Consider the following 11,757-nt stretch of genomic DNA (forward strand, 5'->3'; position numbering starts at 1 on the left):
GCGTCAGTGAATTTCCGACGAACGCTTCAGCGCGTCCTTCAGCTTCTCGAGCGTGAAATCCTTGCTGCGCGCGATGTCGAGGATCGGGGTCTCGCGGCGGCCGCAGAGCTCGGCGGCCTCAGGCAGCTTCGCCGCGATGTCGTAGGGGATCACGATCGCGCCGTGGCTGTCGGCGTGGATCAGGTCGTCGGAGCGCACCGTCATGCCGGCGACGCGCACCTCGCCGCCAAAGCTTTCGGCATGCACCCAGGCATGCGACGGGCCGATCGAGCCTGCCAGCGCCTGGAAGCCCGGTGCCCATTGCGGAATGTCGCGGATCGAGCCGTCGGTGATGACGCCGAGGCAGCCGAGCGCCTTGTGCACGGCGCTCTGCACCTCGCCCCAGAACGCGCCATAGCCGACGTCGGGCCCGTCGATGTCCTGGATCACCGAGATGCGCGGACCGAAGCCGGTGCCGACATATTCGTAATAGTCGATGCGGCGCTTCGACTGCTCCTCGGCCGACAGGCCGGATTTCAGCACCGAGCGGATAGCGACCGTGCGCGCGTAGCCGACGATCGGCGGCAAGGTCGGGAACGGGCAGACCAGCGCTTTCACCGTGTAACCGATCAGACGGCGCTCGGGCGCTACGATCTCCATCGCGTTGCAGATCGTCGGCGTGTCGTAGCGCGCCAACGCTTCAAGGACGGATGCAGGAAGCGGGGCGGAAGCGGATGTCGTCACGGCGTTTCTCTCCTGATTTTTGGCGTGAGATTTCTTTGTTTGAGCATGATCTTTCGGAAAACCGGTCTCCACTTTTCCGGATCATGCTCGAGCGGGCCGTCCCAGCCTATAGCCGAGATCGCAGGCGAACCCAACCGAGGCACGCTCATGGCTGATATTTGCGGGAGCGGACTCAATCACGCTCCATCGCCGTCACCCTGAGGTGCGAGCGGAGCGAGCCTCGAAGGGCGACGGCCCGTCTGTGGCCGTGCATCCTTCGAGACGCGCTTCGTGCTCCTCAGGATGACCTCAATGCAAATGCGTCGGACGATCGTCGTGGTCGCTCTCCGCGACCGGCGCTGCGTAGGGAGCCGCAGGCGATGTCGCCGCCGGTGCGCTCGCGCCTTGCGTCTGCGCCGCAAGCTGGCGCTCCTGATCGCGATAGGACTTCCAGCCCCACGGCAGGCTGATCAAATAGGCCACCGAGCCCGCCGACAGGATGTGCCAGGGATAGCCGATCAGCAGCGCGACGAAGAACACCACCGCCACGAACACCGGCAGCACCATCTCCGGCGGCACGCGCATCTTCACCGTCTTGCCGGAGAACACCGGCAGGCGCGACACCATCAGGAAGGCGATCAGCAGCGTGTAGAACGCCGTCAAGGTCGCCGGCGGCATCGGCACGCCGAGGAAGGCAAGATAGATCGGCAGCAGCACGGTGATCGCGCCGGCCGGCGCCGGCACGCCGGTGAAATAGTTGGCGGCGAAGGCCGGCTTGTTCGGGTCGTCGATCGAGGCATTGAAGCGCGCAAGACGCAGACCGCCGGAGATCGCGAACACCATCGCGGCGATCCAGCCGCCATTGTTCAATTCATGCAGCTGCCAGAAATACAGGATCAGGCCCGGCGCGACGCCGAAATTGACGAAGTCGGCGAGGCTGTCGAGCTCGGCGCCGAATTTCGACTGGCCCTTGATCATGCGCGCGACGCGGCCGTCGATGCCGTCGAGGATCGCGGCGAACACGATGGCGGCAACCGCCAGCTCCATCCGCCCTTCCGTCGACAGCCGGATTGCGGTCAGGCCGGCGCAGATCGCCAGCAGCGTGATCATGTTCGGCACCAGCATCCGCACCGGGATCGGGCGGAACCGGCGGCGGCGCAGCTCGCTGGAATTGTTATCGAATGGGGTCATGGTCCGATAAATATAGCAAGCATGGCCCCGCTCCGCCATCGGTGCGGGAACCGGCTAATCAACCGGCTAAAACAGCGTTAATCGGCCCGGTAGGTGCGGCCGGGATCGGCGCCGCGGAAATCCGCCAGGATGGTCTCGCCCGCGACTGCGGTCTGGCCCTCGGAAACCAGCGCCTTGGTGCCCTCGGGCAGGTAGACGTCGAGCCGCGAGCCGAAGCGGATCAGGCCGAAGCGCTCGCCGGCGCCGATCGACTGGCCTTCCTTGACGAAGCAGACGATGCGGCGCGCCACGAGGCCCGCGATCTGGACCACGCCGACGCGCCCGTTCGAGCTCGAGATGACCAGCGAATTGCGTTCATTGTCCTCGCTCGCCTTGTCGAGCTCGGCATTGATGAAGGCGCCGGGCCGGTAGGCGATGCGGTCGATGCGGCCGGCCACCGGGCTGCGGTTCACGTGGCAGTTGAACACGCTCATGAAAACCGAGACCCGCGGCAGCGGCTTGTCGCCGAGCCCGAGCTCGGCCGGCGGCAGCGCCTGCACCACCATGGAGACGCGGCCATCGGCCGGCGACACCACGATGCCGTCGCGTAGCGGCGTCACGCGCACGGGGTCGCGGAAGAACAGCGCGCACCAGACCGTGAGCAGCGTCCCGATCCAGCCCAGCGGGGTCCAGATCCAGAACAGGATCAGGCTTGCCAGAGCGAAGCCGCCGATGAAGGGATAGCCCTCGGGGTGGATCGGCGGGATCTGCGCGCGGATGGAATTGGCGATCGACATCAGAACTCGCTGTGGTACCCCGCCCCTGCGGCGGGAGACGCCCTAAATCGACTATTCCGCGGCGGTCGGCAAGGGTTTCTCACCCGCGTCAGGGGTGGAATCGTCCGACGACTCCGTGACTGCCGGCGGCAGGCGATTCGGCGCGGTACCGTCCTCGTCGACCTGGGCGAGCCGTTCGCGGGCCTCCTCAGCCTCGCGCTGCCGGTTCCACATGCTGGCGTAGAGACCGTCGGCGGCCAAAAGCCGCGCATGGGTGCCGCGCTCGGCGATCCGGCCCTGGTCCAACACGATGATCTCGTCCGCGCCGACGATGGTCGACAGCCGGTGCGCGATGACGAGCGAAGTGCGGTTGCGCGAGACCCGCTCCAGCGCGCCCTGGATCTCATGCTCGGTGTGGCTGTCGAGCGCAGAGGTCGCCTCGTCCAGTACCAGGATCGGCGGCGCCTTCAGCACGGTCCGCGCGATCGCGACGCGCTGCTTCTCGCCGCCGGAGAGTTTCAGGCCGCGCTCGCCGACCTGGGTTTCGTAGCCCTGCGGCGACATCCGGATGAAGCCGTCGATCTGCGCCAGCCGCGCCGCCTCCTCCACCTCGTCATCGCCGGCATCCCAGCGGCCATAGCGGATGTTGTAGCGGATGGTGTCGTTGAACAGCACGGTGTCCTGCGGCACCATGCCGATCGCCGACCGCAGCGAGGCCTGCGTCACGTTCTTGATGTCCTGGCCGTCGATCAGGATGCGGCCGGAGGAGACGTCGTAGAGCCGGAACAAGAGCCGCGAGATCGTCGACTTGCCGGCGCCGGAGGGGCCGACGATCGCGACCGTCTTGCCGGCCGGCACCTCGAAGCTCAGCCCTTTGAGGATCTGCCGGTCCGCCTCATAAGCGAAGCGGACATCCTCGAAGCGCACGCTGCCGGTGGACACTGCGAGCGGCTTTGCGCCCGGCACGTCCTTCACCTCGGGATCGCGCGCCAGCACGTCGAACATCTTCTCGATGTCGATGATCGCCTGCTTGATCTCGCGATAGACCATGCCCATGAAGTTCAGCGGCTGATAGAGCTGGATCATCATCGAATTGATCAGCACGAAATCGCCGACGGTATGAGTGCCGTTGCGGATACCGAACGCGCACATCAGCATGGTTGCGGTCAGCCCCGCGGTGAAGATGATCGCCTGCCCGGTGTTGAGCACCGCAAGCGAGGTATAGGTCTTCACGCTGGCCTGCTCGTAGCGTTCCATCGAGCGGTCGTAGCGCCGCGCCTCGCGCTCCTCGGCGCCGAAATACTTCACCGTCTCGTAGTTGAGCAGCGAGTCGATCGCCTTGGTGTTCGCCTCGGTATCCGAGTCGTTCATCTTGCGGCGGATCTCGATCCGCCACTCGGTCGCGATGTAGGTGAAGTACATGAACACGATGACCGTCAGCAGCACGGCGAGCACGTAGCGCCAGTCGAACTGCCACAGCAGCACGCCCGCCAGCAGTGCGACCTCGACGATGGTCGGGATCAGCTGCAGGATCACCATCCGCACGATGGTCTCGATGCCGGAGCGGCCGCGCTCCAGGACGCGGGTCAGGCCGCCGGTCTTGCGCTCGAGATGAAAGCGCAGCGACAGCTCGTGCATGTGCACGAAGGTGATGTAGGCGAGCCGACGCACCGCGTGCATCGCGACGCGGGCGAAGATGCCGTCGCGCCACTGCGTCAGCACCGCCATGATGATGCGCACCGCGCCGTAGCTGATCGTCATCAGCACCGGCGAGGCGATCAGCCACAGCACCCAGTTCGACGGCTCGACCGGCGCCGAGCCCGCGCCGTTCAGCGCGTCGATCGCCCATTTGAAGGTGAACGGCACCGACAGCGTCGCGAGCTTGGCGAACAGCAGCAGCACCACCGACCAGATCACGCGCATCTTCAGATCGGCGCGGTCGCCAGGCCAGATATAGGGCCAGAGATGAACGAGGGTACCGAGCAGCGTGCCCTTCTCGGCGGCCGGCGTGGCGGCCTTGGGCTCCGCGGCAGCGGTGATCTTCTGTTGCGGCGGCACCATCAGGAGCCCGCTCTCGCCGTCATGGCGCGGCGGTCCGCTGCCACATCTTTTCCACGATTTGCCATTGTGCCCGTCATATAGATCGTTTGAACGCGGCGTACAGGCTTATGACGAAAATTGTTCGCGATTCGCGGGAATTTACGGGATTTTTTGGCCCTCAATCCCCATATGCGAGTCTTGACCGTGTTTACGCTGCAGTGCCACAAGGATCGTATGAACCAAATCAAGACCGTCTGTGTTTATTGCGGCTCCGGCCCCGGTAACAATCCCCGCTTTGTTGAAGCTGCCATCGCGCTCGGCAAGGCCTTTGCCGACAACAACGTTCGCCTGGTCTATGGCGGCGGCTCGATCGGCCTGATGGGCGCGGTCGCGAAATCCACGCTCGATCATGGCGGCTCCGTCACCGGCATCATTCCGGAATTCCTGCGGGCGCGTGAGAATGCGCTGACCTCGGTTCAGGAGATGATCGTCACCCCCGACATGCATGAGCGCAAGCGCCTGATGTTCGAGCGCTCCGATGCGTTCGTCGCGCTGCCCGGCGGCATCGGCACGCTGGAGGAGTTGGTCGAGCAATTGACCTGGCAGCAGCTCGGCCGCCACTCCAAGCCGATCCTGCTCGCCAACATCGACAACTTCTGGGAACCCCTGCTCTCGCTGCTGAACCACATGCGTATGACCGAGTTCATCCGCCCGACGCTGCCGATCAATGTCCTGATGGCCGACCGCGTCGACGACATCCTGCCGCGGCTGCATTCCGCCGTGGCCGGCAAGCCGGCAGCCGCGAAGGAGCTGGCGCCCGAAGTGGCGCGGCGGCTGTAGGCGGGAGCTTTCGAGCGTCCCCTTCGGCTCGCGCAACACTGTTCCCGTCATCCTGAGGAGCGCGTAGCGCGTCTCGAAGGATGAACGGCCCGGCTGGTGGCCATTCGCCCTTCGAGGCTCGCTCCGCTCGCACCTCAGGACGACGGGTCTAACCGCTAGCCCTCAATTTCCGTTACTCACTCGGAAACGTCACGGCCTCGATGCGGTTGCCGTCGGGGTCGAGGACGAAAGCCGCATAATAGCGCACACGGTCGTGCGGGCGCAGGCCTGGCGGACCATCGGAGAGACCGCCGGAGGCCAGCGCGGCGGCGTGGAAGGCATCGACCTCGGTGATGGTCTTCGCGCGCAGGCAGATATGGGTGCCGCTCTCATGCGCGACGTGCGCCATCGTGGCGCGCAGATTGATCCAGAATTCCGGATAGGCCTTGCCGAAGCCGATCGTCGCCGGCCGCGTGACGAGGCGGCTCAGACCAAGCGCGGCCAGCGTCGGCTCGTAGAACCGCGCGGCGCGTTCGAGATCGCGGACGCCGACGGAGACGTGGTCGATCATGATTGACGCCCTCCTTCAATCCGTCATTCCGGGGCGATGCGAAGCATCGAACCCGGAATCTCGAGATTCCGGGTTCGCGTCTTCGACGCGCCCCGGAATGACAGTCTAGCCCTCACGCCTGCGCGCCCGACTTCACCAGCTTGTAGAACACCGAATCCATCAGCGCCTGGAACGAGGCGTCGATGATATTGGGCGAGACGCCTACCGTGGTCCAGCTCTCGCCGGTCTCGTCCTCGCTTTCGATCAGCACGCGCGTGACCGCCTCGGTGCCGCCATTGAGGATACGCACTCGGTAGTCGATCAGCTTCAGACCATCGATATACTTCTGGTACTTGCCGAGGTCCTTGCGCAGCGCGACGTCGAGCGCGTTGACCGGACCGTTGCCTTCGGCGGCCGAGATCAGCCGCTCGCCGTCGACATCGACCTTCACGACCGCAAGCGCCACCGTGACACGCTGGCCGTTGGCGTTGTAGCGCTGCTCGACATTGACGTCGAACTGCTCGACCTTGAAATATTCCGGCACCTTGCCGAGCGTGCGGCGCGCCAAGAGGTCGAACGAGGCGTTGGCGGATTCATAGGCGAAGCCCGCGGCCTCGCGCTCCTTCAACTCCTCGACCAGCCGCGTCAGGCGCGGATCGCTCTTGTCATAGACGATGCCGGCGCGGTCGAGCTCGGCCATCACGTTGGAGCGGCCGGCCTGATCCGAGACCAGCACCTTGCGGTGGTTGCCGACGGTCTCCGGCAGCACGTGCTCGTAGGTCTGCGGATCCTTCATCACGGCAGAGGCATGGATGCCGGTCTTGGTGACGAAGGCGCTCTCGCCGACGTAAGCCGCATGGCGATTGGGCGCTCGGTTCAGCATGTCGTCGAGCGTGCGCGACACCTTCATCAGCGTCGCCATCTTCTCGGTGGTGACGCCAATCTCGAACTTGTCGGCGAATTCCTGCTTCAGCTTCAGGGTCGGGATCAGTGAGCAGAGGTTGGCGTTGCCGCAGCGCTCGCCGAGGCCGTTGAGCGCGCCCTGGATCTGGCGTGCGCCGGCGCGCACTGCGGCGAGCGAGTTGGCGACCGCCTGCTCGGTGTCGTTATGGGCATGAATGCCGACATGGGCGCCGGGTACCTGCTTGATAACATCGGCGACAATGCTCTCGATCTCATGCGGCATGGTGCCGCCATTGGTGTCGCACAGCACCACCCAGCGCGCGCCGGCCTGATAGGCCGCAGTTGCGCAGGCGAGCGCATAGTCGCTGTCCTCCTTGTAGCCGTCGAAGAAATGCTCGCAGTCGACCATCACCTCGCGGCCGAGCGCCTTGGCGGCAGCGACGCTGTCGCGGATCGAGGCGAGGTTCTCCTCGTTGGTGGTCTCGAGCGCGACCCGGACCTGGTAGGCGGAGGATTTCGCGACGAAGCAGATCGCGTCCGCCTTGGCCTCGAGGATGCCGGCGAGACCGGGATCGTTCGAGGCCGAACGGCCCGGCCGCCGCGTCATGCCGAACGCGGTGAAGCGCGCGTGGTCGAAGGCGGGCTTCCTGCTGAAGAACTCGGTGTCGGTCGGATTGGCGCCGGGATAGCCACCCTCGACATAGTCGATGCCGAGCTGGTCGAGCATGCCCGCGATCACCTGCTTGTCCTGCAGCGTGAAGTCGACGCCATTGGTCTGCGCGCCGTCGCGCAGCGTGGTGTCGAACAGATAGAGGCGCTCGCGGCTCATGCGTGGCCTCCGGGCGTGGCAACGCCGTCGAGCGTCTTCTGCATCGTGGTGTTGGCGAGCCATTCGTCGCCGATGGTCACCGAATTGCGCTGCTGGGCGACGTAGCCGCGCTTGCGGAAGAATTCGAGCGCGGTGTCGCTGACATCGACCTTCAGGGTCTTGGTGCCGCGGGCGCTCGCGATCTTCTCCAGCGCATCGCACAGCGCGGCGCCGACACCCTGCCCCACGGCACTCGGATGCACGTAGAGCATGTCGATATCGTCGGCGCCCTTCAGCGAGGCGAACCCAACCGGCGCGCCCTGCAAGGTCGCGATCAGCGTCAGCTGGCCGGCGAGCTTCTTGCCGAACGCGGCCTCGTCGTCGGCAGCCGCCGCCCAGGCCTCCTGCTGCGCCTCGCTATAATCGTCGCCGGTCAGATCCATGATCGAGGCCGCGAAGATCGCCGCCAGCAGCGGCGCGTCATCAGGCAGATAGGGGCGCAGCGCGGGTGCGGAACGGCTCATCGCGCGACCTCCCAGGTGGTGCCTTCCTTGGAGTCCTTGATCACCACGCCCATCGCGGCGAGCTGATCGCGGATCCGGTCGGACTCCTTGAAATCCTTGCGCGCACGCGCCGCGGCGCGCTCGGCGATCAGCGCCTCGACCGCGGCAGCGTCGACACCGCTCGCCTGCTGCTTGCGCGCCTCCCATGCTGCCGCGCTCTCCGACAGGAAGCCGAGCAGCCGCAGCGAACCGGCAAATTCCTTGCGGCCTGCCTCACTGCTCACGGCAGCATTCCGCAGGCCGTGCAGCACGGCCATCGCCTGCGCGGTGTTGAGATCGTCGTAGAGCGCCTCGACCATCGCCGGCGACGGCGCGCCGGACTCGGCGTCGGCCGCGACCGCATACCAGTCGTCGAGCGTCCTTGCGGCTTCTTCCGCGCTCTTCAGCGTCCAGTCGAGCGGCGAACGGTAGTGCGTTCGGAGCATGCTCAGACGCAGCACCTCGCCCGGCCAATCCGCCAGCAGATCGCGGATCGTGAAGAAGTTGCCGAGCGACTTCGACATCTTCTCGCTTTCGATCTGCAGGAACCCGTTGTGCATCCAGACATTGGCCATGCGGTCGGTATGGAACGCGCAGCAGGTCTGCGCGAGCTCGTTCTCATGGTGCGGGAACACCAGGTCGATGCCGCCGCCATGGATGTCGAACTTTTCGCCGAGATGCTTCCAGGCCATCGCCGAGCACTCGATGTGCCAACCGGGCCGGCCCTCGACCGCAATGCCTGCCGGCGAGGGCCACGACGGCTCGCCCGGCTTCGACGGCTTCCACAGCACGAAGTCGGTGTTGTCGCGCTTGTAGGGCGCAACGTCGACGCGGGCACCCGCGATCATCTCGTCGAGCGAGCGCTTCGACAGCGCGCCATAGCGCGGCAGCATCGAATTGGCCGCGTTCATCGCCTGCGGCGAGAACAGCACGTGATCCTCGGCGACATAGGCAAAGCCGCCGGCAACCAGCTTCTCGATGATCGCGCGCATCTCCGGGATGTGCTCGGTCGCGCGCGGCTGCACGGTCGGTGGCAAGCAGCCCAGTGCCGTGACGTCATCCTGATACTGCTGGTAGGTTTGCTCGGTGACCTTGCGGATCGCCTCGTTCAGCGGCACGCCGGGATAGTCCCGCGCGGCGCGGACGTTGATCTTGTCGTCGACGTCGGTGATGTTGCGGACATAGGTCACGTGGCCGGCGCCATAGCGATGGCGCAGCGCGCGGAACAGCACGTCGAAGACAATGGCCGCGCGGCCGTTGCCGATATGGGCGAAGTCGTAGACCGTCGGTCCGCAGGCATACATGCGGACATTGTTGGCATCGAGCGGCACGAACGGCCGCTTCTCCCGAGTCAACGTGTCGTAAAGGCGCAATTCCATGGATCACCGTCCCTTGCGGCCGGGCGTCCAGTGATTCTCAGGGTGATTGAGAAAAGACGGCCTCAGCCAGCGAATCGCTAGCTCATAATCTCGCGGCAAATGCTGCAGATGGCGAGGTGGCCGTTCATGGTTCCACCATGTCTCATGGCCCCTTTATCGCGTCAAGGGGCTGTTTTCGGGCGCTTTGCAACGCGCCGGGCGCCGAAATCACGCCAACGCCCTCATGGTTAATCATTATTAAGCAATTGGGCGTACGGGAGGGCCGGCGGATTCCCCGCCATTTTGACCGGTGCACCATGCGGCCCTTTTCAGCATTGATTGCCTGCACGCTCTTCCTTGTCCCGTCCGCCCTTGTCCCCTCGGCCGCGTCGGCCGACAGCCGCGTTTTCATCGTCGCCAACCAGGCCGACGGCTACGGCATCGACCAGTGCCTCGCCCGTGGTGACCGCTGCGGCGCGTCCGCCGCCCGCGCCTACTGCCGGTCACGGGATTTTGCGCAGGCCACCAATTACCGCCGCGTCGATCCCGACGAGATCACCGGCGCGGTTCCGCACGCCGCCAATGAGAAATGCACCGGCAATAGCTGCGGCGAATACGTCGCCATCACCTGCCAGCGCTGAGCCAAGCTGCTGGATAAACGGGGTTATTGCCACACCGGCGCCCCGGAAACGACGTGACGCTGCCCCGAGAAAAGGCTATTGCAGCGGCCTTGCCCGCGCGCTTTGGCGTTGCTCGCCGCGCGGCGTCGTTTTAATGGCCGGATATGCTCAATAGCTCCCGTTCTCGCTTCTCCCGCTGGTTTTCGACTTGCGCCCTGTTGGCGGCAATCGCCCTGCCCACCACGGATGCCCTGGCGCAGGTGCCGCCTGGCCCGCCCGGCCCGGCGCCCCAGGGCGCCCAGCCCAATCCGCAGGCCAATCCGATGTGCGTGCGGCTCGAGGGCCAGCTGGCGGCAATCGATCGCGGCGGCGGCAGCGGCGATCCGGCCAAGGACGAGCAGATCCGCCGCTATCAGGACGCGGCAACAAGGCAGCAGGGCGAACTCGATCGCGTGACGGCGCAGGCCCGGCGCATGGGCTGCGACAGCTCCGGGTTCTTTTCGCTGTTCAATAACAATTCGGCGCAGTGCGGACCGGTCAACAACCAGATCCAGCAGATGCGCGCCAATCTCGACCAGATGACCGCCAATCTCGAACGGCTGCGCACCGGCGGGCTCGGCGGCGCCGACCGCGAGAACCAGCGCCGCTCGGTCCTGACCGCGCTGGCGCAGAACAATTGCGGCCCGCAATACGCCGCGGCCGCCGCGCGTGGCCCCGGCAATTTCATCGAGAACCTGTTCGGCGGCGGTGGTGGCGGCGCCAATCCGAATACCCCGCTGCCCCCGCCCGACGCGCAATATGGCGGGCAGTCCGGTACCTTCCGCACCGTCTGCGTCCGCACCTGCGACGGCGCCTATTTCCCGATTTCGTTCGCGACCTCGTCGGCGCGCTTTGCCGCCGACGAGCAGATCTGCAAGGCGCAGTGCCCGGCCGCGGAGGCCAGCCTGTTCGCCTACCGCAATCCCGGCGAAGACATCAACCAGGCAGTCTCGATCAGCGGGCAGTCCTACTCGTCGCTGCCGAACGCCTTCAAGTACCGCACCGAGTTCAATCCGTCGTGCTCCTGCAGGGCGGCCGGCCAGAGCTGGGCCGAGGCGTTGAAGGCGGTCGACGACCAGACGTCCGCCGCGCAGCAGGGCGACATCATCGTCACAGAGGAGAGCGCGCGGAAGATGCAGCAGCGCGCGCAGACCAAGGCCGCCGCCGGCAAGAAGGGCGCGCCAGCTGCGGCTCAGCAGCAGCCGGCTGCGGCCGCTGACGCAACGGCGCCGACGCCCGCAAGCGACGGCCAGATCCGCACGGTCGGCCCGACCTTCATTCAGCAGAAGAAGCAGTAGAAGCCCGTCCGCGAACTCATTCCCCACCTCTCCCGCTTGCGGGGGAGGTCATATCGCATCGAAGATGCGATATGGGTGGGGGCTCTCTCCACGTCGGCGGTCTCGCTCGCGGCGACACCCCCACCCCGACCC

General features: G+C 65.8%; 11 protein-coding genes. 3 read left to right on the top strand and 8 right to left on the bottom strand.

Translation table 11 applies throughout. The annotated features are described in order from the left end of the window. Positions 1-3 precede the first annotated feature (3 nt). From QMZ05_RS30280 to QMZ05_RS30295, 4 genes are all read right to left on the bottom strand, one after another. Complete coding sequence (locus QMZ05_RS30280; protein WP_353704087.1) at positions 4-723, bottom strand: RraA family protein; 720 nt, start codon at positions 721-723, stop codon at positions 4-6. Between the two features lie 288 nt (positions 724-1,011). After that, positions 1,012-1,893: a CDP-diacylglycerol--serine O-phosphatidyltransferase gene (gene pssA / locus QMZ05_RS30285; RefSeq protein WP_353704088.1), complete on the bottom strand. Its 882-nt coding sequence runs from the start codon at positions 1,891-1,893 to the stop codon at positions 1,012-1,014. Between the two features lie 77 nt (positions 1,894-1,970). Continuing rightward, positions 1,971-2,669 (bottom strand): phosphatidylserine decarboxylase, encoded by a 699-nt coding sequence (locus QMZ05_RS30290; RefSeq protein WP_353704089.1) that lies wholly within the window; start codon positions 2,667-2,669, stop codon positions 1,971-1,973. Positions 2,670-2,720: 51 nt separating this feature from the next. Next, a complete protein-coding gene (locus tag QMZ05_RS30295) occupies positions 2,721-4,709 on the bottom strand; it encodes an ABC transporter ATP-binding protein/permease (RefSeq protein ID WP_353704090.1) in 1,989 nt (662 codons plus the stop codon). A 213-nt stretch (positions 4,710-4,922) separates the two neighbouring features. Between QMZ05_RS30295 and QMZ05_RS30300 the strand changes: the two genes are divergently transcribed. Beyond that, positions 4,923-5,528, top strand: a complete 606-nt coding sequence (locus QMZ05_RS30300; RefSeq protein ID WP_353704091.1) for a TIGR00730 family Rossman fold protein — start codon at positions 4,923-4,925, stop codon at positions 5,526-5,528. A gap of 172 nt (positions 5,529-5,700) precedes the next feature. Here QMZ05_RS30300 and QMZ05_RS30305 read toward each other — a convergent pair whose 3' ends face one another. The 4 genes from QMZ05_RS30305 to cysS all read right to left on the bottom strand — a co-directional run bounded on the left by QMZ05_RS30305 (position 5,701) and on the right by cysS (position 9,689). Next, positions 5,701-6,078, bottom strand: a complete 378-nt coding sequence (locus QMZ05_RS30305) for a VOC family protein (protein ID WP_353704092.1) — start codon at positions 6,076-6,078, stop codon at positions 5,701-5,703. A gap of 112 nt (positions 6,079-6,190) precedes the next feature. After that, the gene (cimA, locus tag QMZ05_RS30310; protein ID WP_353704093.1) at positions 6,191-7,789 is read right to left on the bottom strand and encodes a citramalate synthase; all 1,599 of its coding nucleotides are present in this window, start codon (positions 7,787-7,789) and stop codon (positions 6,191-6,193) included. Next, positions 7,786-8,292, bottom strand: coding sequence for a GNAT family N-acetyltransferase (locus QMZ05_RS30315; RefSeq protein ID WP_353704094.1), 507 nt, complete (start codon positions 8,290-8,292; stop codon positions 7,786-7,788). Before QMZ05_RS30315 ends, cimA begins: the two co-directional genes overlap by 4 nt. After that, the gene (gene cysS / locus QMZ05_RS30320) at positions 8,289-9,689 is read right to left on the bottom strand and encodes a cysteine--tRNA ligase (RefSeq protein ID WP_353704095.1); all 1,401 of its coding nucleotides are present in this window, start codon (positions 9,687-9,689) and stop codon (positions 8,289-8,291) included. Before cysS ends, QMZ05_RS30315 begins: the two co-directional genes overlap by 4 nt. Positions 9,690-9,985: 296 nt before the next feature. On the opposite strand from cysS, the gene QMZ05_RS30325 reads away from it, so the two are divergent. Then, entirely contained in the window at positions 9,986-10,309 is a 324-nt protein-coding gene (locus tag QMZ05_RS30325) for a hypothetical protein (protein ID WP_353704096.1), read from the top strand. Positions 10,310-10,503: 194 nt separating this feature from the next. Continuing rightward, complete coding sequence (locus QMZ05_RS30330) at positions 10,504-11,625, top strand: DUF2865 domain-containing protein (protein WP_353704097.1); 1,122 nt, start codon at positions 10,504-10,506, stop codon at positions 11,623-11,625. Positions 11,626-11,757: the final 132 nt, after the last annotated feature.

The organism is Bradyrhizobium sp. INPA03-11B (genome assembly GCF_040446015.1).
GTDB classification, from domain to species: domain Bacteria; phylum Pseudomonadota; class Alphaproteobacteria; order Rhizobiales; family Xanthobacteraceae; genus Bradyrhizobium; species Bradyrhizobium macuxiense_A.

Excerpts from the sequence above, each read along its gene's own strand:
- pssA (WP_353704088.1), bottom strand. The coding sequence starts at position 1,893 with ATGACCCCATTCGATAACAATTCCAGCGAGCTGCGCCGCCGCCGGTTC.
- QMZ05_RS30290 (WP_353704089.1), bottom strand. The coding sequence starts at position 2,669 with ATGTCGATCGCCAATTCCATCCGCGCGCAGATCCCGCCGATCCACCCC.
- QMZ05_RS30295 (WP_353704090.1), bottom strand. The coding sequence starts at position 4,709 with ATGGTGCCGCCGCAACAGAAGATCACCGCTGCCGCGGAGCCCAAGGCC.
- QMZ05_RS30300 (WP_353704091.1), top strand. The coding sequence starts at position 4,923 with ATGAACCAAATCAAGACCGTCTGTGTTTATTGCGGCTCCGGCCCCGGT.
- QMZ05_RS30305 (WP_353704092.1), bottom strand. The coding sequence starts at position 6,078 with ATGATCGACCACGTCTCCGTCGGCGTCCGCGATCTCGAACGCGCCGCG.
- cimA (WP_353704093.1), bottom strand. The coding sequence starts at position 7,789 with ATGAGCCGCGAGCGCCTCTATCTGTTCGACACCACGCTGCGCGACGGC.
- QMZ05_RS30315 (WP_353704094.1), bottom strand. The coding sequence starts at position 8,292 with ATGAGCCGTTCCGCACCCGCGCTGCGCCCCTATCTGCCTGATGACGCG.
- cysS (WP_353704095.1), bottom strand. The coding sequence starts at position 9,689 with ATGGAATTGCGCCTTTACGACACGTTGACTCGGGAGAAGCGGCCGTTC.
- QMZ05_RS30325 (WP_353704096.1), top strand. The coding sequence starts at position 9,986 with ATGCGGCCCTTTTCAGCATTGATTGCCTGCACGCTCTTCCTTGTCCCG.